This window comes from Sphingomonas sp. SORGH_AS_0950 (assembly GCF_030818415.1).
In the GTDB taxonomy this organism is placed as follows: Bacteria; Pseudomonadota; Alphaproteobacteria; order Sphingomonadales; family Sphingomonadaceae; genus Sphingomonas.
The window spans coordinates 3,688,791-3,713,136 of sequence record NZ_JAUTAE010000001.1 but is presented as its reverse complement, the minus strand read 5'-3'; the positions used below and the strand labels follow the sequence as shown (position 1 = coordinate 3,713,136).

Annotated in this window: 24 protein-coding genes and 1 pseudogene; 12 read left to right on the top strand and 13 right to left on the bottom strand. The window is 61.5% G+C overall.

Features of this window, described 5'->3' with window-relative positions; all coding sequences use genetic code 11:
- Window positions 1–382: 382 nt before the first annotated feature.
- Both QE385_RS16910 and QE385_RS16905 read left to right on the top strand, forming a co-directional pair.
- Window positions 383–1,678 carry a site-specific integrase gene (locus tag QE385_RS16910; RefSeq protein ID WP_307103823.1) on the top strand — a complete coding sequence of 432 codons (1,296 nt, stop codon included), beginning with the start codon at window positions 383–385 and terminating at the stop codon, window positions 1,676–1,678.
- A gap of 338 nt (window positions 1,679–2,016) precedes the next feature.
- Window positions 2,017–2,559, top strand: a complete 543-nt coding sequence (locus QE385_RS16905; RefSeq protein WP_307103822.1) for a hypothetical protein — start codon at window positions 2,017–2,019, stop codon at window positions 2,557–2,559.
- Window positions 2,560–2,724: 165 nt separating this feature from the next.
- Here QE385_RS16905 and QE385_RS16900 read toward each other — a convergent pair whose 3' ends face one another.
- Window positions 2,725–3,456 (bottom strand): SDR family NAD(P)-dependent oxidoreductase, encoded by a 732-nt coding sequence (locus tag QE385_RS16900; RefSeq protein WP_307103820.1) that lies wholly within the window; start codon window positions 3,454–3,456, stop codon window positions 2,725–2,727.
- A gap of 84 nt (window positions 3,457–3,540) precedes the next feature.
- Here QE385_RS16900 and QE385_RS16895 point away from each other — a divergent pair, with 84 nt between their 5' ends.
- Window positions 3,541–3,858 (top strand): transcriptional regulator, encoded by a 318-nt coding sequence (locus QE385_RS16895; protein ID WP_307103817.1) that lies wholly within the window; start codon window positions 3,541–3,543, stop codon window positions 3,856–3,858.
- A gap of 247 nt (window positions 3,859–4,105) precedes the next feature.
- Here the strand turns inward: QE385_RS16895 and QE385_RS16890 are convergent, their stop codons facing one another.
- Both QE385_RS16890 and QE385_RS16885 read right to left on the bottom strand, forming a co-directional pair.
- Entirely contained in the window at window positions 4,106–4,423 is a 318-nt protein-coding gene (locus tag QE385_RS16890) for a hypothetical protein (RefSeq protein WP_307103815.1), read from the bottom strand.
- 215 nt (window positions 4,424–4,638) lie between these two features.
- The gene (locus tag QE385_RS16885) at window positions 4,639–6,069 is read right to left on the bottom strand and encodes an IS1182 family transposase (RefSeq protein ID WP_307103522.1); all 1,431 of its coding nucleotides are present in this window, start codon (window positions 6,067–6,069) and stop codon (window positions 4,639–4,641) included.
- A gap of 116 nt (window positions 6,070–6,185) precedes the next feature.
- Here QE385_RS16885 and QE385_RS16880 point away from each other — a divergent pair, with 116 nt between their 5' ends.
- The 4 genes from QE385_RS16880 to QE385_RS16865 all read left to right on the top strand — a co-directional run bounded on the left by QE385_RS16880 (window position 6,186) and on the right by QE385_RS16865 (window position 8,212).
- Window positions 6,186–6,587, top strand: a complete 402-nt coding sequence (locus QE385_RS16880) for a nuclear transport factor 2 family protein (protein ID WP_307103813.1) — start codon at window positions 6,186–6,188, stop codon at window positions 6,585–6,587.
- Between the two features lie 86 nt (window positions 6,588–6,673).
- On the top strand, window positions 6,674–7,369 hold the full coding sequence (locus QE385_RS16875) for a YafY family protein (protein ID WP_307103810.1): 696 nt from the start codon (window positions 6,674–6,676) through the stop codon (window positions 7,367–7,369).
- A 70-nt stretch (window positions 7,370–7,439) separates the two neighbouring features.
- The gene (locus tag QE385_RS16870) at window positions 7,440–7,814 is read left to right on the top strand and encodes a VOC family protein (RefSeq protein ID WP_307103808.1); all 375 of its coding nucleotides are present in this window, start codon (window positions 7,440–7,442) and stop codon (window positions 7,812–7,814) included.
- The gene (locus QE385_RS16865) at window positions 7,811–8,212 is read left to right on the top strand and encodes an EVE domain-containing protein (protein WP_307103806.1); all 402 of its coding nucleotides are present in this window, start codon (window positions 7,811–7,813) and stop codon (window positions 8,210–8,212) included. The genes QE385_RS16870 and QE385_RS16865 overlap by 4 nt, the downstream gene beginning before the upstream one ends.
- Before the next feature lie 112 nt (window positions 8,213–8,324).
- On the opposite strand, the gene QE385_RS16860 is transcribed toward QE385_RS16865, so the two are convergent.
- On the bottom strand, window positions 8,325–9,044 hold the full coding sequence (locus tag QE385_RS16860; RefSeq protein ID WP_307103804.1) for a carbon-nitrogen hydrolase family protein: 720 nt from the start codon (window positions 9,042–9,044) through the stop codon (window positions 8,325–8,327).
- Window positions 9,045–9,209: 165 nt separating this feature from the next.
- On the opposite strand from QE385_RS16860, the gene QE385_RS16855 reads away from it, so the two are divergent.
- Window positions 9,210–10,232, top strand: coding sequence for an IS110 family transposase (locus tag QE385_RS16855; RefSeq protein ID WP_307103802.1), 1,023 nt, complete (start codon window positions 9,210–9,212; stop codon window positions 10,230–10,232).
- 292 nt (window positions 10,233–10,524) lie between these two features.
- Here the strand turns inward: QE385_RS16855 and QE385_RS16850 are convergent, their stop codons facing one another.
- Complete coding sequence (locus QE385_RS16850) at window positions 10,525–10,878, bottom strand: cupin domain-containing protein (protein ID WP_307103800.1); 354 nt, start codon at window positions 10,876–10,878, stop codon at window positions 10,525–10,527.
- Between the two features lie 177 nt (window positions 10,879–11,055).
- Here QE385_RS16850 and QE385_RS16845 point away from each other — a divergent pair, with 177 nt between their 5' ends.
- Window positions 11,056–11,505, top strand: a complete 450-nt coding sequence (locus QE385_RS16845) for a GNAT family N-acetyltransferase (protein WP_307103798.1) — start codon at window positions 11,056–11,058, stop codon at window positions 11,503–11,505.
- A 131-nt stretch (window positions 11,506–11,636) separates the two neighbouring features.
- Here the strand turns inward: QE385_RS16845 and QE385_RS19890 are convergent, their stop codons facing one another.
- Window positions 11,637–12,128, bottom strand: a complete 492-nt coding sequence (locus QE385_RS19890) for an AAA family ATPase (RefSeq protein WP_373424690.1) — start codon at window positions 12,126–12,128, stop codon at window positions 11,637–11,639.
- 382 nt (window positions 12,129–12,510) lie between these two features.
- Window positions 12,511–13,941: an IS1182 family transposase gene (locus QE385_RS16840; RefSeq protein WP_307103522.1), complete on the bottom strand. Its 1,431-nt coding sequence runs from the start codon at window positions 13,939–13,941 to the stop codon at window positions 12,511–12,513.
- A 328-nt stretch (window positions 13,942–14,269) separates the two neighbouring features.
- Here QE385_RS16840 and QE385_RS16835 point away from each other — a divergent pair, with 328 nt between their 5' ends.
- Window positions 14,270–15,700, top strand: a complete 1,431-nt coding sequence (locus tag QE385_RS16835; RefSeq protein ID WP_307103796.1) for an IS1182 family transposase — start codon at window positions 14,270–14,272, stop codon at window positions 15,698–15,700.
- Window positions 15,701–15,890: 190 nt separating this feature from the next.
- Here QE385_RS16835 and QE385_RS16830 read toward each other — a convergent pair whose 3' ends face one another.
- Window positions 15,891–16,472, bottom strand: coding sequence for a GNAT family N-acetyltransferase (locus QE385_RS16830; RefSeq protein WP_307103794.1), 582 nt, complete (start codon window positions 16,470–16,472; stop codon window positions 15,891–15,893).
- Between the two features lie 28 nt (window positions 16,473–16,500).
- Window positions 16,501–17,340, bottom strand: a complete 840-nt coding sequence (locus tag QE385_RS16825; protein ID WP_307103792.1) for an AraC family transcriptional regulator — start codon at window positions 17,338–17,340, stop codon at window positions 16,501–16,503.
- Between the two features lie 78 nt (window positions 17,341–17,418).
- Between QE385_RS16825 and QE385_RS16820 the strand changes: the two genes are divergently transcribed.
- The gene (locus QE385_RS16820) at window positions 17,419–17,892 is read left to right on the top strand and encodes a hypothetical protein (protein ID WP_307103790.1); all 474 of its coding nucleotides are present in this window, start codon (window positions 17,419–17,421) and stop codon (window positions 17,890–17,892) included.
- Between the two features lie 142 nt (window positions 17,893–18,034).
- Window positions 18,035–18,841 carry a hypothetical protein gene (locus tag QE385_RS16815; RefSeq protein ID WP_307103788.1) on the top strand — a complete coding sequence of 269 codons (807 nt, stop codon included), beginning with the start codon at window positions 18,035–18,037 and terminating at the stop codon, window positions 18,839–18,841.
- A 321-nt stretch (window positions 18,842–19,162) separates the two neighbouring features.
- Here QE385_RS16815 and QE385_RS16810 read toward each other — a convergent pair.
- The 4 genes and pseudogenes from QE385_RS16810 to QE385_RS16795 form a co-directional block, all read right to left on the bottom strand.
- A pseudogene (locus QE385_RS16810) lies at window positions 19,163–20,165 on the bottom strand (IS110 family transposase).
- A gap of 193 nt (window positions 20,166–20,358) precedes the next feature.
- On the bottom strand, window positions 20,359–21,369 hold the full coding sequence (locus QE385_RS16805; protein WP_307103786.1) for an alpha/beta hydrolase: 1,011 nt from the start codon (window positions 21,367–21,369) through the stop codon (window positions 20,359–20,361).
- A 175-nt stretch (window positions 21,370–21,544) separates the two neighbouring features.
- The gene (locus tag QE385_RS16800; protein ID WP_307103785.1) at window positions 21,545–22,549 is read right to left on the bottom strand and encodes a hypothetical protein; all 1,005 of its coding nucleotides are present in this window, start codon (window positions 22,547–22,549) and stop codon (window positions 21,545–21,547) included.
- 301 nt (window positions 22,550–22,850) lie between these two features.
- The gene (locus tag QE385_RS16795) at window positions 22,851–24,281 is read right to left on the bottom strand and encodes an IS1182 family transposase (protein WP_307103522.1); all 1,431 of its coding nucleotides are present in this window, start codon (window positions 24,279–24,281) and stop codon (window positions 22,851–22,853) included.
- Window positions 24,282–24,346 lie beyond the last annotated feature (65 nt).

Below are 24,346 nucleotides of genomic sequence, written 5' to 3'. Positions count from 1 at the left end.
GGCCAACGGAATTTCCCAGCGGTTCGATGACGGTCAGCCTTGCCACGCTGGCGAGGGCATCGTCGGCCAGTTGGCGCAAGCGTTCACGATCGACTGATGAGAATCGGATCAGGAATGGCTATCGATGTGAGCGAGGATCCCGGGTTTCAACGCCTTGGTTGAAATCAGCGAGATATGGCGGAGAGGGAGGGATTCGTATCCCACATTCTTAGCATTTGAGCAAAAAGCCGAAAAATGGTATAAAACCATTATAAACACGTGGGTTTTTGTGGGACGCTTTCCGTCGCGGTTCTGATCGGTTCACGGTCGTTCGCCGCGATCCGGCGCCAGACTTGGGTTGCAACTTGGGTTGCTGAAGTTCGGCGGAGAATGGAGGATTCGAATGGGCCGCGCGATTCACAAGCTCTCGGCACGTCGCGTCGAGACGGTCAAAGAGCCCGGCAAATATGGCGATGGCGGCGGCCTATGGCTACGCGTCGGCAAGGACGGCTCCCGCCGTTGGGTTCTCATCTGGCAGCGAGATAAGCGGACCCGGGAGATGGGCCTCGGCTCTGTTGCCGACGTGCCTCTCGCTCAGGCCCGCCAGGAAGCTGAGAAGGCGCGGACGCTGATTGCGCAGGGCCTTGATCCAATCGCCGCCCGGACAACATCCGCCGTCGATAACACCGCGGAACCGGACGGTACGACCGATGCTCAGGCCGAAAGCAATTCCCGAGTATCGACTGTGCCGACGTTCAAGGAATTCGCCTCGACCTACATCAATATTCACGAAAGCGGTTGGAAGAATGCGAAGCACCGCCAGCAATGGCGTAACAGCATCAACACTCATGCAGGCAATATTCTCGACATGCCCGTCAATGAGATAACCGCAGACGACGTGGCGAGCATATTGTTGCCGATCTGGCAGAAAAAGCCAGAAACCGCGAGCCGGGTACGTAGCCGGATCGAAACCATCCTAGATGCTGCAAAGGCAGCCAAGCACATTCCTGGCCCTTGGGAAAATCCGGCTCGTTGGCGTGGCAATCTCATTCACCGCCTGCCGGCGCAGCGCCGCAAGTCGAGAGTGAAGCATCATGCCGCGATGCCGTTTGAGGACCTTCCGTCTTTCTACGCTCAATTGCGCACTCGGAACGCAGTCGCGGCACGCGCCCTCGAACTCACGATTCTATGCGCTACGCGGACGAACGAAACGCTCAAGATGACATGGGGCGAAGTCGATCTTGATACTGGAACGTGGACGATCCCCAAGGAACGCATGAAGATGGAGGTTGAACATGCCATTCCTCTATCAACGACCGCAATCGAGCTGTTGAAGGGAATGGCTGGTTCCAACACCCCACCATCAGGTCAGTACGTCTTTCCGGGGGAAAAAGAGGGCATGCCGCTGTCGCAGATGGCAATGACCATGGTGCTGAGGCGGATGGATCTCGGCCATTTCACCGTACACGGAATGCGAAGCGCGTTCAGCGATTATATGGGCGACATGACGGATTTTCCCGACGCACTAATCGAACAGTCGTTGGCCCATCAGGTGGGCAGCGAGGTTAGGCGCGCATATCGACGTCGCAATGCATTTCTGAAACGGCGGGCCCTCATGGAACACTGGGCGCAATATGTGACCGGCACGCTTTCGGAACAAAGACAGGACGCCGTTGAACCGGAATTGCAAGCGGCGTGAGATTCTGCACTGACGCAACCCAATAGCTTCGTGGCCATCCCGCGCGAGGCCGAGTCTCTCGCAGGCCCTCGCTGTTCGCATATAGCGTTTCTTCTAGGGTGCCGATTTTCCCGCTTCTCCATGTCCAACCGTCGATTCTGGGAAGGGGCATTTGGGAACACGTTTTGAGAAAGCCGATGCTTGGGGTGCCTCCAATCGTGCCATATTACTGGCTTTCATGCTGCACGTTCGTTTGTGGGAGGGCCGTGGTTGCCAGGAACTTCGACGAGCATCGCTTTTAATCAGCGCGACGCCGCTTTCAGAATGTGAGACGATGCGAATTGAGGAGAAACCATCTGATGTTTTTCGCTATTCTTGCAGCGGCTATACAGGTCCAGGCTGCTGCGTCTCCCGGCATTCCACCCGCGCCCAAGCCGCTCCCGCCTTTCTCTGCTGATGTCGAAGCTGTTGCGCGCCTAAAAGGCATGAGAGTATTCGCATCTTACGAGACGTGTGGTGATGCCCGCGCACGCAGCAACGCACGGGCTGTTGAAGCGTTCGGCACCCCACAACACTCTGCCGCATGGGCAAAAGCAACCGCAGCATTGAAGGCCGCGCTTTTTGTTTGTCAGGAACAGCGACAGGCTTTACGTGACAAACAGGACTTCATGGAATATGTCGCTGCAAACGGATCAGCCCACGATCAAGAATTGGCCGCTCGGCAAGTCGAAAGTATTTCGTACGAACTTAAAGCTATTGAGAAATACTACAAAGAAGAATCTATCCGCTATAAGCACCTTGTTATGGTTGGCTGGGGCAGTCCTCACTGTGACGCCCACCCGGACGGCTACATGCCACCTTCAAGCATATGCAAAGCTGGCGAAGACCCGTTCAAACCGTAGCCACATACCTAATCCCGGCCGCTTGGTCGGTGGATGACGTGATGGACTATCGCCCGGTCACGGGCATTCCCGAAATCCGATCCCAATGGGAATGTCCCAGCCGTCTTGCCCAACCTTCGTATTTGGGCGGGCGCCGGACCAAAGGTCCGGTCGCCCGGCATCCGCTTATATTTGTGCGAGGCCTCCATCGACGAACAGCTCGACGCCATTGACATATCGGGCGTCCGGCCCGGCAAGAAAGCTGACGACGGAGGCGATGTCTTCGGGTTCGCCGATCCGTCCGGCTGGTGCGTTCTGGGCGGTCCAGTTTTCGAACGCAGTGATCGAGCCATCGGCCTCTCCCTGCAACTGATGGGCGAGGGGCGTGCGAACCGGACCAGGGCTGAGGGTATTCACGCGGATGCATCGGTCACGAAGGTCGTTGGCCCATGATCTCGCAAAGGCGCGCACCGCCGCCTTCGACGCATTGTAGACGCTGAGGTCGGCCATGCCCTTGATCGAGCAGATCGAGCCGATCAGGATAACCGACGCACCATCGGCGAGCCGGGGCAGCAACGCCTGTACGGTGAAGAAGACCCCGCGCACGTTGAGATCGAACATGCGGTCGAAATCAGCTTCGGTGACATCCCCGAATTTGGTCGCCTCAGCAGTGCCGGCATTGGCCACGAGAACATCGAGCGTCACACCATCGGTTTCCAGACGTTCCGCGACTGCGCGGATACCGTCGCTTGTCGCCATATCCGCGCGGATGCCGATCAGACCTTCGGCTGCCGCAGCCCTCAGTCGTTCCTCGGTCCTGCCGGTGACGTAGACCGGTCGCCCGGTAGCGGCGAGCGCGTGCGCGCTGGCAAGCCCGATCCCGGCCGTTCCCCCCGTTACGAGTGCCGCGTATGTCATCACTGATATCCTCGTTCCGTTGATTCGGTAGTACGGATATACGGAACTATGGAATTTGACGCCAGCCCCTGATAGGTATGGGTGATGATCGGTTTCGTTCACCCTCCGGCGGATGCCGTCGAACTGCACCACATTCTGTCGGCGCTGGCCGATCCGACGCGCCTGCAAATCGTGAAAGCGCTTCACCGGGCCGCGGAAGGGCTGAACTGCACGGCCGCGACCGCTCCGTTCCTGCAGGTGCCGAAATCGACCCTCAGCAGCCACTTCCGGGTGTTGCGAGAGAGCGGGTTGATCTGCACCACCAAGCGCGGTGTCGAGAACATCAACGTGTTGCGCTGGGATGATATCGAAAGGCGCTTCCCAGGGCTTCTGCCAAACATCCTGGCGTTTACTCCCGATTGAAGCCGGCACAGCGCCTTTCTCGCAGTTCTATCCCCAGCGAGACGGCCAACGCCGTCTCGCTGGCCGTTCCTCTTTGGGAAAGACGCTTACGCCGCTGTCTGTCGCTTCATTGTCCATGCGAATGGGCTGCTCAACAGAACAAAAAGCATGAAGATGATCTGCTCGATCAACATCGGAGCCTGAGCTAGAGCTTGCAGAAGCGGTGGGAAGTAGTGGGCCTGAATCCAGACGTTATGAATCACATCCATTACAATGATGCAAATGCAACCGTCAGCCCGACTCCGACGTTAGGACGCGCGAATAAGAGGATAACAGCGGCAGGATCGAAAAAGGCCAGCGCCGTCCAGAAGGTGGCACTCCCCTTCGGAAATCCACCGTAATCCCAATGCAACCCGTGGTGATAAATCGCATACCAATGGTTGTAGGTAGCACCCAGCAAGCACAGCGCGTAGATGGTCCGCAGAATTAGGCTGCGACGCGATGCTTTGGCGTCAGGCGGTCTGGGCATGGCTCTACCCTGATTGGTGGGGTTGCGATCGTCAACGCTGCCGGCTTGATCGAGCAACGCTATTCCCGTTTCTCGATCCCTATGGGAATGCCCTGGCGGTCTCGCCGCCCGTTCCAGACCGTCCGAAAACTCGCTGGCTGTGGGAGCTGCAGGGGTTCCTCTTGGCGAACTGGCGCAAGAACCGGGATCTTGCCTCTATGTGCGCCGTGCGGCCGGGATATGCATCCTACCCGCTGTCCAGGACATGACGATGGCGTGTTCAGCGATGTGGCTCACATCTGCACCGCTCGGATCAGTCCCGGCACGCCGATGAGGGTGATGGCGCGCCTGAGATTGTAGGCGAGCGCCGTCAGACTGAACTCGGCACGCACCTTCTCCAGCCCGCGCATGAGGAACGCGCCCTGGTTCATCCACTGCTTGATCGAGCCGAACGGGTGTTCGACCGTGGACTTGCGGATGGCGAGGATGCCGGGCCGTTCCGCGAGGCGTGCCGCCATGCGCTCGATGACCGCCTCGTGCTCGCCGCGATTGACGCGCCGCCAGCGCCCCTTGGTGCAACGTGCCTTGATCTGGCAGCCGGCACACGCCGCGGGGCTGGAATACTGGACCGACAGATGCCCGCGCGTCACCGAGGCGTAGCGCGTGTCCAGCACCTGTCCACCGGGGCAGTGATAGACGTCGGCCTCGGGATCGTAGCGGAACCGCTCCTTGGGAAAGAGGCCGTTGCCGGCCGCGGTGCCACGATGCGGGCGGGGGATGTAGGGCGTGATGCCGGCCGCCTCGGATGCGACGATATCGTCGCCCGCGTGATATCCCATGTCGGCGACCGCATCGATCCGCTCGACCCCGAGTGCCTCCATCGCCGCACCGGCGGTGGGTGCCAGCAGGCCCATGTCGTTGCAGGCATTGGTGACGTGCTGTTCGACGATCAGGCTATGTTTGGCGTCGACTGCCACCTGGGCATTGTAGCCGACCGTGACTTTCGAATGCGCGACCATGAGGCGCGCATCGGGATCGGTGAGCGAGATCTGCCCTTCGCCGCTGTCCTGCAACTGGCCCAGCAACGCTGCGCTCGCCTGGCGCTGCTCACGCAGCCGCGCGATCTTGGTCGCCAGCGCCTCGCCGCGACCGGTGCCGGCACCATCCTCACCGCGGTCGATCTCGTCGAGTTCGGCCAGGTAGCGCTCCAGTCGCGCATCGGTCGAAGCGAGATACGTTGCCAACCGCTCGCGGCTGAAGTTGCGCGCCCGGCTGTTCACCGCCTTCAGCCGCGTGCCGTCCACCGCCAGCAACTCGCGCCCGAACAAATCCAGCTTGCGGCACAGTATCACGAAGGCGCGGAACACCGCCTTGAACGCAGCCCGGTTTTCGCGACGGAAGTCGGCGATGGTCCGGAAGTCCGGCCGCACCCCGCGCAGCAGCCAGATCAGTTCGAGATTGCGCGTCGCCTCCATCGCCAGGCGCCGGCTCGACCGCACCCGGTTGAGATAGCCGTACAGATACAGCTTGAGCATATCGGCCGGATCGTAACCCGGCCGTCCCGTCGCCTTCGGCCGTGCGCGCTGGAAACCGGAACCGCCCAGATCGAGGTCGTCGACGAAGGCGTCGATGAACCGCACCGGGTTGTCCGCCGCCACATAGTCCTCGACCGACGCCGGCAGCAGCAGCGCCTGGTTCCGAGCATGTCCCTCGATGTACGCCATGCCAGACGATTACACCGCCGCGATGCGCACGGGAATCATGATCCGCGTTTTCGGACGGTCTCGTTCCCAATCGGGAAGGTGGTGGCGACCTTGCTAGGCCGTCGCTACAAAGCCGCATGAACACCGAGCATCAATCACCCGCCGCCTTGGTCCATGCCTTTTATGAAGCACGACAGGCAAACGACCCCGACGCATTGCGCCCATGGCTGTCGGACGATGTGCGTTGGAACGAGCCGGTCGTTGGCGACCATATGGGGCACCTTCAAGGCGCCGATGCGGTCGTGGACATGCTGAAGCGTGCCTTGGCAACCACGGGCGGCACGTTTTCGCTGCGGGTCGCGAGCACCGTCGAGACTGGAAGCCATTGCGCTGCGGTCATCGAGTGGAGCGCCGACAAGAACGGCCGAATGATCCGGGGCCAGGAAATGGCCGTCTTCGGCTTCAAAGACGGCCAGATCATGGAAGCCTCGTTCTTCGCGTCCGATATCACCAACGATCAGGCGTTCTGGGAGGGCTGAAGCAGCCTTCCCGTTTAACCATCGAGAAATGGGAATTAGCCTTACTGCCATTTCTTGGCAGGTGAGCTGCGCTATACGCTGAGCGCATGTCCCGATCCGAGCGCCTTTTCGACCTTCTTCACGCTATGAGGCGGCACCGCCGTCCCGTCAGCGGGAAGACGCTGGCCGATGAGGTCGGCGTCAGCATCCGCACGCTGTATCGCGATATTGCGAGCCTCCAGGCGATGGGGGCCGCGATCGAAGGCGAGGCCGGCGTTGGCTATGTCCTGAAGCCCGGATTTCTGCTGCCGCCGTTGATGTTCACGCCGGATGAGATCGAAGCACTGGTGCTTGGCTCGCGCTGGGTCGCCAATCGTGCCGATGATCGCTTGAGCGATGCAGCTCGCAGCGCGTTGATCCGGATCGCTGCCGTGCTGCCTGCCGATCTTCGCGACGAACTCGACGGCTCAACGCTGTTGATCGGTCCCGGGGCCACGGTCCCGGTCGATGCCGTCGATCCGGCGTTGCTGCGAAAGGCGATCCGTATCGAACGCAAGTTGGTTCTTCATTATCGCGATGGTGCCGGTTCGGTATCCGAGCGGATCGTCTGGCCGTTCGCACTGGCGTTCTTCGACGCGGTGCGGGTGCTGCTGGGCTGGTGCGAATTAAGGCAAGGCTTTCGTCATTTCCGCACCGATCGCATCACATCGGCGACGCTGATCCAGGCACGATATCCCAAGCGGCGTCAGATATTGATGAAGGAGTGGCGGGAGGCGGAAGGGATCACCAAGCGGCTCGACTGAACGCTGCTGCCGCAAACTGACAGCGTGCGGGGGTTAGACCGGTTCCACCATTTCGAACCGGAGCCTTCCGATGACCGATACGAACACCCTGCTTCTCTATGTCGCCGATCCCGCAGCGAGCGTGCGTTTCTATACCGACATGTTGGGCATTCAGCCCGTCGAGCAAAGCCCGACCTTCGCCCTGTTCGTCCTACCTTCGGGACTGGCGCTCGGCTTGTGGATCAGGGATGGCGTCGAACCTGTGCCGACGGCAACCGGCGGGGGCAGCGAACTAGGCTTCAAAGTGGCAAACCCCGCCGCGATCGACCAGACCTACACAGAATGGTCCGCCAAGGGCGCGACGATCGCCTTGCCGCCGACCGACCTCGATTTCGGACGCAGCTTCGTAGCGCTCGACCCCGATGGCCATCGCCTGCGCGTCTATGCCGCCGCAGAGGAAATGTGAGCGGCGCGTCACGCCACTGGATCGCCGTCGCATCGGCCGAGCATGTTGCGCTCGGCCGGTCGCTGGGTTTCATGCAAGTATGTCATGGAAAGGCGGCGCCTCTTCGTCGCCTAACGCCCGGTGACGGCGTTATCTATTATTCCCCAGTATCCCGCTTCGGCGGGAAGGATCGTCTGCAAGCGTTTACGGGGATCGGCACGGTCGCCGATGGAATGCCCTACCAGGTAGAGATGGCACCCGGCTTCACGCCTTGGCGGCGCAACGTGCATTGGCGAGCGGCGCACGAGACACCGATCCACCCATTGCTCGGCGATCTGGCGTTTGTCGGCGACGGCAAAATTGGGGGTACAAATTCCGATTCGGCCTTTTCGAGATCGGTGAAGCGGATGCTGCGTTGATCGAAAGCAGGATGCTGGCGGGGAACGCGCTTCAATAGCTTCCCGAAGACGAACGGCGGGCGGGACGGCCGAACCGTTCCCATTGGGATGGTTAAATGGGAATGCCGCCAGTCTAGCCAGTGGGTATGTCATAGACTGCCACGCCCTCATTCAGCTCCTGGACGCGGGCCACGACGTTGCCCTCCGGCGTCACGATTGCAGTACATCCCCAGCTCATGAGATTGCCCGAGGTGCCGGTTACATCGGATGATGCCACCCAGCACCCTGTCTGGCGGGCTCGGCCGATTAGGTTCGCGACGCTCTTCTCCCGCCAGCGATCGGCCGTTTCGGATCGCAGCATATTGTTCAATGGGTATAGGATCAGTCGCGCGCCGTGATCTGCTACGCGCTGGGCCGCGTCGGGATGATTGGCGTCGTTGCAGATGTTTACGCCATACCGGACGCCCGATCGCAGGAACGTTGGGAAGTCGCTGCCAGCGGTCACGCTCGGCTCGTTGGGATGCGCCTTTGCGTACCGGCCGACAACCTGACCAGCTTCAATGACGAACGCGCTGTTGAAGACCTGCCCGTCCACTAGGTCGAACGCTCCAACCACCAGCATCGCGCGAAACGCCGCCACCCGCTCACACAAGGCAGCGATAGCGGACGTGCTTTGGCTCGCGCGCGACCAAATCGTCTCCGGGTCGTAGGAGTGGCCGAGCAGAAACGCCTCTGGGAAGACAGTGAGATCGACACCTTCACGATCGGCCCAACGAAGTCGATCCACGATCACGTCACCAGCGCGACGCGCGTCATCAAGGATCGAGGAGCATTGAAGAACGGCGATACGCATCGATGGCCGCTTTGCCCTCAACCTCGCATTCCCGCAAACATGGGGTAATCGCGGGAGCGGTACTCTGGGCTGCCACGAGATAGATGCTGGTGGCTGTTCCCCGATAAGATGGAAGAACGGGCTCACGACAGGAAGCCGGGCCCAGGCATCTGATGGAGAACAGCCATGGACGAGTATATCGGGCTCGACGTTTCGCTGAAAGAGACGGCGGTATCCATTCGGCGCGGCGGCAAGCGGGTCTGGCGCGGCAAGTGCCCGTCGGATCCGCAGGCGATTGCGGCGCTGATCCGCGAGCGTGCGCCCGCAGCCAAACGAGTGGTGTTCGAAACCGGCCCCCTGTCCGTCTGGTTCTTCCACGCGCTCACCGCGCAAGGAGTACCGGCGATCTGCATCGACGCGCGCCATGCCAAGGCCGCGCTCGACATGGCGGCGAACAAGACCGACGCCAACGACGCCGATGGCCTGGCTCACCTTGCCGAGGTCGGCTTCTACAAGGTGGTGCGGGCCAAGAGCTACGACAGCATGCTGACGCGCACATTGGTGGCGGCGCGGACCCGGCTGGTGCGCATCGGGACGGAACTGTCGAACCAGATCCGCGGCCTGATGAAGACGTTCGGCCTCGTCGTGCCGCTGGTCACCGGCGGCAAGTTCGAGCGCCAGGTCGAGGCGCTGCTGATCGACAATGCGGACCTGGGCCGGATCATCCGCCCGCTGATGGAAGCCTGGCGGGCCGTTCGCCTGCGCGCAGCGGAGTTGAGCCGCACGCTGTTGGCGGACGCCCGACGCAGCGATGCCTGCCAACTCCTCATGTCCATTCCGGGCGTTGGCGTCGTGACCGCCACGTCCTTTCTCGCAGCGATCGAGGAGCCTGGCAACTTCAGGCGCTCGCGATCGGTGGGAGCTTGGGTGGGATTGACGACCCGGCGCTATCAATCGGGCGACGTCGACTATGACGGGCATATCTCAAGGCGAGGTAACAGCCACCTGCGCGGACTGCTCTATGAGGCAGCGACATCGTTGCTCACCCGCAGCCGGGCAGGGTCCGATCTGCGTAGCTGGGGCCTGAAGCTGCGCGAGCGGCTCGGCTTCAAGCGCGCCGCGGTCGCCGTCGCCCGCAAGCTCGCCGTCATCATGCACACCATGCTGACCACCGGCGAACCGTTCCGGAGCACGCCTGCCACCATCTGATCCCCTGCTCGCCAGCGTCGCAAGGCGCCAACGAGACGTCCTGCCGGGACGTAGGCTGATCCATTCCGCGACGTTCGTTGCACCAGACGCCCAGCGCGACCGAGTGCGCCGCAAACATAGGAAGGGTCACCCGCGAAGCCCCATCATGCGGCGGCCCATGCCGACCGCGAAGACGACCATGCTTCCGGCAACGATACCTCAGATTTGTCTTGCAACCAGCGCGATTAGACGACGAACGGCCAGCGAGACGGTTGGCGCATCCCCATCGGGATGCTGAATTGGGAACTGAGCGTTAAAGCCTGACCGAGTAGGTACGGTCGGGCTCAAGGGCGTAGATCGCTAGAAATCGCAGTACCCGATCTGGTTTGCAGTTCCTGAAACGGGTGTGCGGTAAGTCGGCACGATCCTGCAGGGTTTCGCCAGCGCTATACCTTTTGGGCTCTTCTTCGCCGTAGGCCGACTCCACCTCACCCTCGATAATGTAGACGATGCCGGGAACGGGGTGTCGATGAAGGGGGGCAGACCCGCCGGGAGGTATTATCACCTCTTCCACCACGATGTTGCGCTTGTCCGTAGACAGCGGGAGCAGTTCCAGCGTCCTACGCGACACTGCCGGCGGAATAGGGGAGGTTTCATTCTCGCTCATGGGATTCGTTTTAGGCGATGGTGATGACATCGCCAATATTCGTAGCGCGGCATCGACGCGACCATTCCCTCAAACGAACGGCCTGCGAGACAGCCGGGGCATTCCCAATGGGATCGAATTTCGGGAATTGGCGCAGGTAGTAGATCAACACCCGGCGATTGGCGTACCTTGGACCGCATGGAAGCCGTCGCCGCGTATAGCCTGATCGAAGCCATCCCCGACGTGGAGGACTATCTACGGCTGCGGAGCATAAGTGGCCTTACACCCCGGAGCGCGGAAGCTGCGCGCGCTGGTCTGCCGGGCAGTTTCTTCGCGGTATGCGCCCAGCATCAGGAGGAAACAGTCGCGATGGGGCGGATCATCAGCGACGGCGCGCTGTTCTTCCACCTTGTCGACGTTGCCGTCGATCCAGCACATCAGGGAAAAGGATTGGGTAAAAGCATCGTCGCGACCCTCTTGGCTCACGTCCAGAAGGTCGCGCCCGCCGAAGCCTATGTATCGTTGATGGCGAACGGTGAGGCGCATCGGCTGTACGCCCCGTTTGGCTTCACGCCCGTCATGCCAGAAGCACGCGGCATGGCCCTTTGGTTCACCGCTGATCCTGCTGAGGCGACGCATCCGGTGTAAGCCGGCGGTCACGTTTGGAGGTGACGATCTCGACGAACAAAGCATTCCCGGAAGGATGGTGAAATGGGAAGGCGGGCAATTCTGATCCTCTCCCGTTGTACGCTTGGCGTACAACGGGAGAGGATATGTCGTTAGGACTGATGCAGAACTATGTTGAATCCTTCCTCGGGCGCTGGCGGGACGAAATGCTTAGTGAATAAGGCAAAGTCGTCATGGCTCACGGTAAATTCGTGCGTACCGTCGCTGTTTCGCTGACTTAGCCGGGATTTGCAGACTTCATCGGGCACGTCGAGATAGTGGAGTTGATGCCGGCACCCTGCATCTTCAAACAAGGATCGCATCCACGCCCGGCTTGCAGGTGTGTTAGCAGGGAAGTCTAAGACTACAGAAAGACCCGACCGCAGCAGGTCAACGAGATGCTCTTCTATTGCTTCTCGCAGACGTGTCGCGTTGCGAACATAATCAGCGAGGCTATTTTGCTCGCCGGGGTACAAGCGAGCCAACCAGTGATCTTCCTTCACAACGACCGTATGGGGCTGCTCCCCCAAGGCACTCGTAAGCGTGGATTTCCCAGCAGCGATTTTACCGCACACAAGGTGCAGGGTTGGTTGTTCCCAAGACATATTCCAAAAACCTTCGCGGATGCATGCAGCATCATTAAATTCACAAGCGGATAGACCCGGCCCGACGCATCAAGCCGGGTGGTTAATTCGTCCGCTGTTCGCAATGGCGATGTGAATCACGAAAGGCATTGCATGAAGATGCCAGTCCTTATGGCGGTAGTCCAGCGTGGAACGGCATCCAAGGTCGCTGCGCCCCCACCATGTTGCGGTTCCCGATTGGGAACCAGACCGTCCGAAAACTCGCTGGCTGTGGGAGCTGCAGGGGTTCCTCTTGGCGAACTGGCGCAAGAACCGGGATCTTGCCTCTATGTGCGCCGTGCGGCCGGGATATGCATCCTACCCGCTGTCCAGGACATGACGATGGCGTGTTCAGCGATGTGGCTCACATCTGCACCGCTCGGATCAGTCCCGGCACGCCGATGAGGGTGATGGCGCGCCTGAGATTGTAGGCGAGCGCCGTCAGACTGAACTCGGCACGCACCTTCTCCAGCCCGCGCATGAGGAACGCGCCCTGGTTCATCCACTGCTTGATCGAGCCGAACGGGTGTTCGACCGTGGACTTGCGGATGGCGAGGATGCCGGGCCGTTCCGCGAGGCGTGCCGCCATGCGCTCGATGACCGCCTCGTGCTCGCCGCGATTGACGCGCCGCCAGCGCCCCTTGGTGCAACGTGCCTTGATCTGGCAGCCGGCACACGCCGCGGGGCTGGAATACTGGACCGACAGATGCCCGCGCGTCACCGAGGCGTAGCGCGTGTCCAGCACCTGTCCACCGGGGCAGTGATAGACGTCGGCCTCGGGATCGTAGCGGAACCGCTCCTTGGGAAAGAGGCCGTTGCCGGCCGCGGTGCCACGATGCGGGCGGGGGATGTAGGGCGTGATGCCGGCCGCCTCGGATGCGACGATATCGTCGCCCGCGTGATATCCCATGTCGGCGACCGCATCGATCCGCTCGACCCCGAGTGCCTCCATCGCCGCACCGGCGGTGGGTGCCAGCAGGCCCATGTCGTTGCAGGCATTGGTGACGTGCTGTTCGACGATCAGGCTATGTTTGGCGTCGACTGCCACCTGGGCATTGTAGCCGACCGTGACTTTCGAATGCGCGACCATGAGGCGCGCATCGGGATCGGTGAGCGAGATCTGCCCTTCGCCGCTGTCCTGCAACTGGCCCAGCAACGCTGCGCTCGCCTGGCGCTGCTCACGCAGCCGCGCGATCTTGGTCGCCAGCGCCTCGCCGCGACCGGTGCCGGCACCATCCTCACCGCGGTCGATCTCGTCGAGTTCGGCCAGGTAGCGCTCCAGTCGCGCATCGGTCGAAGCGAGATACGTTGCCAACCGCTCGCGGCTGAAGTTGCGCGCCCGGCTGTTCACCGCCTTCAGCCGCGTGCCGTCCACCGCCAGCAACTCGCGCCCGAACAAATCCAGCTTGCGGCACAGTATCACGAAGGCGCGGAACACCGCCTTGAACGCAGCCCGGTTTTCGCGACGGAAGTCGGCGATGGTCCGGAAGTCCGGCCGCACCCCGCGCAGCAGCCAGATCAGTTCGAGATTGCGCGTCGCCTCCATCGCCAGGCGCCGGCTCGACCGCACCCGGTTGAGATAGCCGTACAGATACAGCTTGAGCATATCGGCCGGATCGTAACCCGGCCGTCCCGTCGCCTTCGGCCGTGCGCGCTGGAAACCGGAACCGCCCAGATCGAGGTCGTCGACGAAGGCGTCGATGAACCGCACCGGGTTGTCCGCCGCCACATAGTCCTCGACCGACGCCGGCAGCAGCAGCGCCTGGTTCCGAGCATGTCCCTCGATGTACGCCATGCCAGACGATTACACCGCCGCGATGCGCACGGGAATCATGATCCGCGTTTTCGGACGGTCTCGAACGAGACTGTCCGAAAATTCCGCCATCCCATTTTGCCGCGTAAGATACGTACGCCGGTCGGGTGCTGAGATGCGACAAATGACCGCCAACATCATCGGAAGGACACTATATCGCAGACGCATTGCGTCATCTACGTCCGCCTGCGAGTTTTCGGACGGTCTCGAACGGCCAGCGAGACGCCTGCGGCGTTCCCATTGGGATCCAGACCGTCCGAAAACGCGGTCGTGGATTCCATGCGCGGCGGGAGCGGTGTAATCTGCGGGCATGGCATATATCGAAGGTCATGCCCGGGATCAGGCGCTGCTTCTGCCGGCATCGGTCGAGGACTATGTGGCGGCAGACAACCCGGTGCGGTTCATCGACGCATTCGTCCACGACCTTGATCTGGGCGCTGCCGGTTTCCAGAGGACACAGCCGAAGGCGACGGGGCGGCCCGGTTACGATCCGGCCGACATGCTCAAGCTATACCTGTACGGCTACCTCAACCGGGTACGGTCGAGCCGGCGCCTGGCAGCGGAAGCGGCCCGCAATCTCGAACTGATCTGGTTGTTGCGTGGGGTGCGGCCGGACTTCCGGACCATCGCTGAGTTCCGGCGCGACAACCGGGCCGCGTTCAAGGCGGTGTTCCGGGCGTTCGTCCTGCTGTGCAGCAAGCTCGACCTGTTCGGGCGCGAGTTGTTGGCGGTGGACGGCACGCGGCTGAAGGCGGTGAACGGTCGGGCGCGCAACTTCAGCCGCGAGCGACTGGCGACGTATCTTGCCGCGACCGATGCGCGACTGGAACGCTATCTGGCGGAGCTGGACCAGATCGACCGCGGCGAGGATGGTGCTGGCACCGACCGCGGCGAAGCGCTGGCGACGAAGATCGCCAAGCTGCGCGAACAGCGTCAGGTCAGCGCGGCGCTGCTGGGCCAGCTGGAGGAAAGCGGCGAAGGGCAAATCTCGCTCACCGATCCTGATGCCCGCCTGATGGTCGCGCATTCGAAGGTCACGGTTGGCTACAACGCGCAGGTGGCGGTCGACGCCAAACATAGCCTGATCGTCGAGCAGCATGTCACCAACGCCTGTAACGACATGGGCCTGCTGGCATCCACCACCGGAGCGGCGATGGAGGCGCTCGGGGTCGAGCGGATCGATGTGGTCGCCGACATGGGGTATCATTCGGGCGACGATATTGTCGCGTGCGAGGCGGCCGGCATCACACCGTACATTCCCCGCCCGCACCGCGGCACTGCCGTCGGCAACGGCCTCTTCCCCAAGGAGCGGTTCCGCTACGATCCCGAGGCCGACGTCTATCACTGCCCCGGCGGACAGGTGCTGGACGCCCGCTACGCCTCGGTGACCCGCGGCCATCTGTCGGTCCAGTATTCCAGCCCTGCCGCCTGTGCCGGTTGTCAGATCAAGGCGCGTTGCACGACCGGGCGCTGGCGACGCATCAATCGCGGCGAGCACGAAGCGGTCATCGAGCGCATGACGGCACGCCTGGCCAAGCGCCCCGGCATCCTCACCATCCGCAAATCCACGGTCGAGCACCCGTTCGGCTCGATCAAGCAGTGGATGAACCAGGGCGCGTTCCTGATGCGCGGGCTGGACAAGGTCCGCGCCGAGTTCAGTCTGACGGCGCTCGCCTACAATCTTAGGCGGGCCATCACCCTCATCGGCGTGCCGGGGCTCATCCGGGCGGTGCAAGCCTGAACCACATCACCGAACATGCCCTCGTCACGTCCTGGACGGCAGGTAAGGCGCGTATCCCGGCCGCACGATGCACATAGAGGCAAATACTCGGTTCTTGCGCCAGTTCGCCAAGAGGAACCCCTGCAGCTCCCACCACCAGCGAGTTTTCGGACGGTCTGGATCGTGAAGCAGGGAAACGTCCGCCGGCCCGTTAACGGGCTGGCGGCTGCATAAGCTCTACCGTGATATGATCGGGGCCGGAAACGTAGGCCGCATCGCCGACGAGCGGCGGCGATGCCAAGACTATCGACGTGGCGATCTGCCGGTCGGGCACGTTCCAGTAGGTGCGTAGCAGGGGCGCGATATCGTCGTCGGATACGCGCGCAAAGCCGTGGCGTTCGTAGAAGCGGATCGCCCAGTCCGCAGCCGTCCATGTGCCGATCAGGATCGGTCGCTCGGCATCGCCGCATAGATGCCGGAGTAGCTGCGCCCCGATGCCGTAGCCCTGCCATTGCGGAAGGACGTAGGCATGACGGATAAGATCGACGTTGCGCCGACGCTGCACGCCCATCACACCGGCGAGCCCACCACCCGCTTCGTACCCGCTGAATTTGACGCCATCGGCCATCTCAGCTGCCAGCTCGTCGGCCGGCATATGGGGGTCGTGCCAGCGATCGGGGGGAATGACACCCCGATAGGCCTCGGCTGCGGCGTTGATGATCGCCAGCATGTCGTGGGTGTCGTTCTGGCCGCATGGGCGGATGTGGCCCTCGGTCCGCTCCTGCTCGTTCATTCTTGCCGCCTCCGTTACTGGCCGGACTTTAGTGAAGGCGCGTGGTTCCGATCTTGGACGATATTGCAGGGGATTGCCGAAACGCCCCGACGTAGGCGCCGGGCGTGAAGCCATGCCGCGCGATGAAGACGCGGTGCATGTGGCTCTGGTCGGCGAAGCCCGCCTCGGTCGCGGCATCTGCCAGCGCCCAACCCTGCCGGATCAGGCTGCGCGCCTGGTCGAGACGACGCTGCATGACATAGGCATGGGGCGTCAGACCCGTCAGGCGCGCAAACCCGCGCACGGTCTGATAGCGGCTCAGGCCCGCCAGCGCCGCGAGGTCCGTCAGGCTATGGGATTGGGCAGGAGCGTCATCGATCCGCTCACGTACCTGCGCCAAACGCCCACCTGATCCAGCTTCCGGCCACTGCCCGATGCCGAACAAGCTGCTGAACAACGCCAGCAGCCGTTCCTCGAATGCCAGCTTTCCCTGCGGGTGGAGCGCCGCCCGACGACTTGCCAGGAACAGACGGGCAAGGCGTTGATCGTCGACGACGGGCGCGTGCAGCTCGCGGGTCGAACGGCGGCCTTCCTCCAGGTCGGCGACGATAGTGCCAACGACATGCTGTGGCAGGTAGAGCATCGACCACGATCGGGCCGTCCCGATCGGCGCGCCATCGTGCAGCTCGGCCGGATTGACGGTGATGACGTTGCCGCGAAAAGCCTCAACCGGACCACGACCGCTCCCCGATCGCTGTGCGCCGTCCGTCATCAGCCCGACGCCGAACTCGTCATGGCTGTGTCGCGCGAACGATCGTGTGGAATAGGCATCCACGGCTACCACCGCACCTGAACAGGTCGGCCGAACAAGGAAGCTGTCGCGTTTCATGCAATCGCATCATGGCTTCCAATCCGCAGCGCCGGAAGGGCAGAGCTTTCTCAATGGGATCGAGAAACGGGAATAGCGTTGCTCGATCAAGCCGGCAGCGTTGACGATCGCAACCCCACCAATCAGGGTAGAGCCATGCCCAGACCGCCTGACGCCAAAGCATCGCGTCGCAGCCTAATTCTGCGGACCATCTACGTGCTGTGCTTGCTGGGTGCTACCTACAACCATTGGTATGCGATTTATTACCACGGGTTGCATTGGGATTACGGTGGATTTCCGAAGGGGAGTGCCACCTTCTGGACGGCGCTGGCCTTTTTCGACCCTGCCGCTGTTATCCTCTTATTCGCGCGTCCTAACGTCGGAGTCGGGATGACGGTTTGCATCATTGTAATGGATGTGATTCATAACGTCTGGATTCAGGCCCACTACTTCCCACCACTTCTGCAAGCTCTAGCTCAGTCTCCGATGGTGATCGAGCAGATCATCTTCATGCTTTTTGTTCTGTTGACCAGTCCATTCGCATGGACAATGAAGCGACAGACAGCGGCGTAAGCGTCTTTCCCAAAGAGGAACGGCCAACGAGACGGCTGCCGCTTTCCCATTGGGATGGTGGATCGGGAATGGGTTTCGCCACCAATGGTGGTACCGTACCCTCTCCGATCACAGGGTATATGGCCTACCAATAGGGGGAAGCATGCCGTTAACGCTCGCCTTTTTGGCAGTTATAAGCGATCTGACCACGTTGGAAGCGAATGTTACTTCCGCATGTTCTAGTAAAATGGGAGCCTTGCAGCGACACACCAAAAGCTCGGGGCATGTGATCCGAATTGGTCGTTCAGGGATATGTTACGACGGTGCAATAGAAAAGAATGGAGGATCATCTCTAATTAAAGCCATCAAATCTATTCCCGACCGCAATAGTCCGGTCATTGTCATCAGATCACAAGGAGGCGATGCCAACGTCGGGCTGGATATAGCCGAAGCAATAATACATCGTAAATCATCAGTGATTGACTATGACTACTGCATATCGAGTTGCGCTAATTACGTCCTTGCGTCTGGATATCGGAAGATTGTTAATCGCGACGCAGTACTTGGCTTCCACGGAGGTGCCGAGTCCGTCTCATTCTCACAAATATTATTCGCCTTTAAACAAATGGGTGTACCCAATCCACTCCAACTCGCTCGCCACGCCCAATTAGGCCTGAATGCAACAGCGCATCGGCAAAGTGTTTTTCTGGATAAATCGGGAATATCAGAAAAACTATTTGACTGGATAAACGACTTTAACAACCTGCCCGACAAAAAACGCAAGGCTATATGTAGTGATTCGTCCAATTATATCGTCTTTTCGCCGACATTTTTGAGCAGCTTTGGCTATCACTTAGCCAGTTACAAAGGCCCTTCTTCTCCTATTGAGCTTCGGAAAGCGTTGGTCCGCATTGGAGATGCGGCGTCAGCGGCTTGCTATGTCGCTTATCAACACCGCAATTTGCGCTGATGGAAAGAAGGTTCCCCAAAAACGAACGGCCCGCGAGACGGCCGGAGGCTTCCCACAAGGATCGAGTCGTCTAATCGCATGTCATAGGGCAAGTCCTTTTTCTGGTTCGAGGATACGTCGTATGCCGGGGCACGGTCGTCTTCGCGGTCGAGACATGTCGCCGCATGATGGGTGTCTGCGAAGCGGATCTTCCAATGTTTTGGACGCACGCGCCTTGCTCTTGGCTGGGTGGTGCAACTCGATCCTCGGAATGATCCGGCTCACGTCCCGGCAGGGACGCCTCGGGGCGCTGCGGGCAGCGCGTCCAAGCTTGTGAAAAGGTCAGGCGGCAGCGGTCCGATAGAACAACTCGCCGGATCGCAGCAAGGCATGCATGATGACGGCCAGTTTGCGCGCAACGGCAATGGCGGCCCTCTTGAAGCTTCAGCCCCCATGTTCGCAAGTCGCTATCGGCGTGAACGCGGGTCAGGATCGTCGTCGCGGCCTCGTAGAGCAGTGAGCGCAGGTTCGCATCGCCGCGCCTGGAGATATGCCCGTCATAGTCGACATCACCGGACTGGTATCGCCTGGTCGTCAGGCCGACCCACGCGCCGACCGATCGTGACTTCGCGAAGTTCGCCGGGTCTTCGATGGCGGTGGTGAAGGTCGTCGCCGTGACGGCGCCGACGCCGGGGATCGACATCAGCAACTGGCATGCCTGGCTTTGCCTAGCAGCCGCGGTGAGCTGGCGCCCGAGTTCGGCGGCACGGACGCGCATGGCCCGCCAAGCCTCCAGTATCGGAAGGATGATGCGGGCCAGCGCCTCCTCGCCCTCCAGCAGCCGGCGGACGTTCTTCTCGAACACGCCGCCCTGACCGCTGGGCACGACCAGCCCGAAGGTCTTCATCAGGCCGCGGATCTGGTTGGAAAGACTGGTCGCCACGCGGACCAGCTTGCTGCGCCCCGCCACCAACGTGCGCATTAGCATGCTGTCATAGCCTTTGACGCGGACCTCCCGATAGAAGCCGATCTCGGCGAGATGCGCCAGACCGTCGGCGTCGTTCGCGTCGGTCTTGTTGGCCGCCATGTCGAGCGCCGCCTTTGCATGACGCGCATCGATGCAGATCGCCGGCAAGCCCAGCGCGGTCAGCTCATGATAGAACCACACCGACAGCGGGCCGGTTTCGAACACGACCCGTTCCGCATCCGGCGCGCGCTTGCGGATCAACTCGGCCAGCGTCTGCGGATCCGAAGCACATTTGCCGCGCCAAATCCGCTTGCCCAAATGCCGTATGGAGACGGCCGTATCTTTCAACGACACGTCCAGACCGATATACTCGCCCATGGTTGTTCTCCGTGCGATGCCTGGGCCCGGCGCCAGTCGTGAGCCCGTCTGTCCATCCTATCGGGGAACAACCACCTGTCTGCCGTCCTGTTGGAAGCGGAGACTCGGGGCAGATCGCTCCCGCGATTACCCCATGTTTCGGGAATGGGGCGCGATCCCATCTTGGAGCGCGCCCCTCTAAATTACCATGTGGTTACAGCACGCCGATGTTACGCAACCATTGCTCGACCTGCCCCGGCCATTCCTTTGTGATCGGGTGAGCAGTTGGTCGCATTCCGAACGCATGCCCTCCCTTCGCGTAGAGGCGCATGTCAACAGGAACACCGGCATCGTTGAGCGCCAGCGCGTAGGCCATCGGTTGCCGAATGTTGTCGGTCGGGTCGTTCATCGCGTGGATGATGAGCGTCGGGGGTGCCTCACGATTGATCTTTACCCAGGGGGCAAGCTCCAGTTCGTTCTTGCCCTTGCTGGTGTCCAATACACGGGCCGTATAGGCAACGATCGCAAAATCGGGACGTGGTGACACCCGATCCGCTGCATCCCGGACAGGATATGTTCTTTCGTAGTCGTTGCTCATGTTTGTTACGAGGTACGCGCCGGCCGAAAAGCCGATGACGCCAATCTTATGCGGATCGATCCTATACGACGTGGCTTGACTACGCAGCAGGCCCATAGCGCGTTGCGCGTCTTCCAAGCCTAGCAGTACGTCCGGTCGTTTCTGACGCCCATTTACCTTAGGCCAAACTTGCGGTGTTCGATATTTCAGCATGACGCATGTCATGCCCTTCGTAACGACCCAATCGCAGATTTCCGTGCCTTCCAAATCCGTTGCTACCGCATAGAATCCTCCACCCGGCAGCACCAGCATTGTCGCGCCAGTGTTTCGTCCTTTGGGCTTGTAGATCGTCATCGTCGGTCGGGTGACATAGCTTGCCCAATGCCATTTCCTACCGCCTACGAGTGGCGATCCATTTCCCGTTCCTTCAGCTTCGTCGCCCGTGTCCGGTTTCAGCAGGGGGATATCCGGCGACCACAAAGGAATTTGCTTTCCGCCGGCTGTAGGTTGCCAAACCCCCTTCTTCTCGACCTTCGGAACTTCAATCCTCTTATCTGGCGGCGCGTCGCTTTTGGTCGCCTGACCGCAAGCTGCTCCGGCCAAACCAAGTGCAAGGAGCGACGGCACGACAAACCGAAAGCGCGGCAAATTACTGTCTCCAATTTTGAGGGTGCGACCCGCTGGTGGAATCAGTCGAGCTGCGATGACACAGGTTAACTGGGACCGGCATCCGCGCAAGCGGCTACTTCCCGAAATCGAACGGCCAGCGAGGCGATCGTGACGTTCCCGTTGGGATGGTATTTTGGGAAAGCGACCTTCGTCGTCACCGCGAAACAAGATAGCCTGAACGATCGATCAGCGCATGCACCGCTGCCGGATCGTCATAGCGCAGTTCGATAAGTTCCCGCACGGCGCGCCGCTTGTCCCGGGCTGCGTCAAAATAGCTTCGCGCTATTCGATATCCGACATAGTAACCAACGTCGCTCACCCCAAACGGATTGCTTGCGCTGTTCCAGAGCCAGTTATCGTAATTATCTGCCTGCATTTCGGCCATAAAACGCTGCCGGATGGCCGCATCATGCGTCGGGCCGTATATATAGACAGGCAGCGCCGGCTTTCGGTGGGTGATGAGTTCTGCCACCAGTTCCGCTACACCTTCGCGTAGCACCTGCTGCGCCAAACTCCCCTGCGTTTCCTGCTGTTGGGTATGCACATATTCATGAATGTTGTTCTGGGCGTTGTTCGCGAATGGGCGGGACGCGAAGAAGACGCCGAGGCGCGTGCGCAGCGGTGCAGGCAGCTCGGACACGTCGACTGTCTCGTCGCCTAGCGCCAGTTCGGCGCCGATCAGCACCTTGTCTCCGGTAGTCGTGCCGCCGGTGCGCAACACGCCGATCGCATAGGTGATGGAAGCTGGACGCAGCTCCGGATAGAGGCGGCGGAACCGAGCTACGTCATCGTTCAGGCTCGTGACCGCCTGCCGCGAGCGTGCTGTCAAAGGCCGGACGGACCGCCAGAAATTCGGCCAGTTGACGATCGCGTCTACATATTGCTGCGCCGTGTAACGCCTGGCGGCCATCAGCGCGTGCAGGCCCGGCGTGCCGGGATCGATATAGAGGGTCTGAATCAGTCGAAGCCGTTCGGCTGGATCGCTCACTGCGTTGATGGCGTCGAATGCTGCCCAGAAACGCGCGATGTCTTGGTCGGAAACCGCCTGCGATGCTGCCCTCGCGCTTACCACCGGCACCGGCACTCCCGCCGGCGCGGAAGCGGAAGGTGCCACGAAGCTCGCCATTAATCCGGCAGCAACAAGTGTCCTATTCTTCACGACGCGCCCCTTTTTTTAGGTTTGTGCCGCGATCGGGTCGAACGGTAAAGCACGACTTGGCCACCCCAGCTATCTGCGCTGGCAACTGTTTTGCCCGATTAGGAACGGCCAGCGAGACGGTCGGCGCATTCCCATTGGGATGGCAGACCGTCCGAAAACTCGCTGGCTGTGGGAGCTGCAGGGGTTCCTCTTGGCGAACTGGCGCAAGAACCGGGATCTTGCCTCTATGTGCGCCGTGCGGCCGGGATATGCATCCTACCCGCTGTCCAGGACATGACGATGGCGTGTTCAGCGATGTGGCTCACATCTGCACCGCTCGGATCAGTCCCGGCACGCCGATGAGGGTGATGGCGCGCCTGAGATTGTAGGCGAGCGCCGTCAGACTGAACTCGGCACGCACCTTCTCCAGCCCGCGCATGAGGAACGCGCCCTGGTTCATCCACTGCTTGATCGAGCCGAACGGGTGTTCGACCGTGGACTTGCGGATGGCGAGGATGCCGGGCCGTTCCGCGAGGCGTGCCGCCATGCGCTCGATGACCGCCTCGTGCTCGCCGCGATTGACGCGCCGCCAGCGCCCCTTGGTGCAACGTGCCTTGATCTGGCAGCCGGCACACGCCGCGGGGCTGGAATACTGGACCGACAGATGCCCGCGCGTCACCGAGGCGTAGCGCGTGTCCAGCACCTGTCCGCCGGGGCAGTGATAGACGTCGGCCTCGGGATCGTAGCGGAACCGCTCCTTGGGAAAGAGGCCGTTGCCGGCCGCGGTGCCACGATGCGGGCGGGGGATGTAGGGCGTGATGCCGGCCGCCTCGGATGCGACGATATCGTCGCCCGCGTGATATCCCATGTCGGCGACCGCATCGATCCGCTCGACCCCGAGTGCCTCCATCGCCGCACCGGCGGTGGGTGCCAGCAGGCCCATGTCGTTGCAGGCATTGGTGACGTGCTGTTCGACGATCAGGCTATGTTTGGCGTCGACTGCCACCTGGGCATTGTAGCCGACCGTGACTTTCGAATGCGCGACCATGAGGCGCGCATCGGGATCGGTGAGCGAGATCTGCCCTTCGCCGCTGTCCTGCAACTGGCCCAGCAACGCTGCGCTCGCCTGGCGCTGCTCACGCAGCCGCGCGATCTTGGTCGCCAGCGCCTCGCCGCGACCGGTGCCGGCACCATCCTCACCGCGGTCGATCTCGTCGAGTTCGGCCAGGTAGCGCTCCAGTCGCGCATCGGTCGAAGCGAGATACGTTGCCAACCGCTCGCGGCTGAAGTTGCGCGCCCGGCTGTTCACCGCCTTCAGCCGCGTGCCGTCCACCGCCAGCAACTCGCGCCCGAACAAATCCAGCTTGCGGCACAGTATCACGAAGGCGCGGAACACCGCCTTGAACGCAGCCCGGTTTTCGCGACGGAAGTCGGCGATGGTCCGGAAGTCCGGCCGCACCCCGCGCAGCAGCCAGATCAGTTCGAGATTGCGCGTCGCCTCCATCGCCAGGCGCCGGCTCGACCGCACCCGGTTGAGATAGCCGTACAGATACAGCTTGAGCATATCGGCCGGATCGTAACCCGGCCGTCCCGTCGCCTTCGGCCGTGCGCGCTGGAAACCGGAACCGCCCAGATCGAGGTCGTCGACGAAGGCGTCGATGAACCGCACCGGGTTGTCCGCCGCCACATAGTCCTCGACCGACGCCGGCAGCAGCAGCGCCTGGTTCCGAGCATGTCCCTCGATGTACGCCATGCCAGACGATTACACCGCCGCGATGCGCACGGGAATCATGATCCGCGTTTTCGGACGGTCTCATG

Coding starts and splice junctions, on each gene's coding strand:
- QE385_RS16910 (WP_307103823.1), top strand. CDS start 383: ATGGGCCGCGCGATTCACAAGCTCTCGGCACGTCGCGTCGAGACGGTC.
- QE385_RS16905 (WP_307103822.1), top strand. CDS start 2,017: ATGTTTTTCGCTATTCTTGCAGCGGCTATACAGGTCCAGGCTGCTGCG.
- QE385_RS16900 (WP_307103820.1), bottom strand. CDS start 3,456: ATGACATACGCGGCACTCGTAACGGGGGGAACGGCCGGGATCGGGCTT.
- QE385_RS16895 (WP_307103817.1), top strand. CDS start 3,541: ATGATCGGTTTCGTTCACCCTCCGGCGGATGCCGTCGAACTGCACCAC.
- QE385_RS16885 (WP_307103522.1), bottom strand. CDS start 6,069: ATGGCGTACATCGAGGGACATGCTCGGAACCAGGCGCTGCTGCTGCCG.
- QE385_RS16880 (WP_307103813.1), top strand. CDS start 6,186: ATGAACACCGAGCATCAATCACCCGCCGCCTTGGTCCATGCCTTTTAT.
- QE385_RS16875 (WP_307103810.1), top strand. CDS start 6,674: ATGTCCCGATCCGAGCGCCTTTTCGACCTTCTTCACGCTATGAGGCGG.
- QE385_RS16870 (WP_307103808.1), top strand. CDS start 7,440: ATGACCGATACGAACACCCTGCTTCTCTATGTCGCCGATCCCGCAGCG.
- QE385_RS16860 (WP_307103804.1), bottom strand. CDS start 9,044: ATGCGTATCGCCGTTCTTCAATGCTCCTCGATCCTTGATGACGCGCGT.
- QE385_RS16855 (WP_307103802.1), top strand. CDS start 9,210: ATGGACGAGTATATCGGGCTCGACGTTTCGCTGAAAGAGACGGCGGTA.
- QE385_RS16850 (WP_307103800.1), bottom strand. CDS start 10,878: ATGAGCGAGAATGAAACCTCCCCTATTCCGCCGGCAGTGTCGCGTAGG.
- QE385_RS16845 (WP_307103798.1), top strand. CDS start 11,056: ATGGAAGCCGTCGCCGCGTATAGCCTGATCGAAGCCATCCCCGACGTG.
- QE385_RS19890 (WP_373424690.1), bottom strand. CDS start 12,128: ATGTCTTGGGAACAACCAACCCTGCACCTTGTGTGCGGTAAAATCGCT.
- QE385_RS16840 (WP_307103522.1), bottom strand. CDS start 13,941: ATGGCGTACATCGAGGGACATGCTCGGAACCAGGCGCTGCTGCTGCCG.
- QE385_RS16835 (WP_307103796.1), top strand. CDS start 14,270: ATGGCATATATCGAAGGTCATGCCCGGGATCAGGCGCTGCTTCTGCCG.
- QE385_RS16830 (WP_307103794.1), bottom strand. CDS start 16,472: ATGAACGAGCAGGAGCGGACCGAGGGCCACATCCGCCCATGCGGCCAG.
- QE385_RS16825 (WP_307103792.1), bottom strand. CDS start 17,340: ATGAAACGCGACAGCTTCCTTGTTCGGCCGACCTGTTCAGGTGCGGTG.
- QE385_RS16815 (WP_307103788.1), top strand. CDS start 18,035: ATGCCGTTAACGCTCGCCTTTTTGGCAGTTATAAGCGATCTGACCACG.
- QE385_RS16795 (WP_307103522.1), bottom strand. CDS start 24,281: ATGGCGTACATCGAGGGACATGCTCGGAACCAGGCGCTGCTGCTGCCG.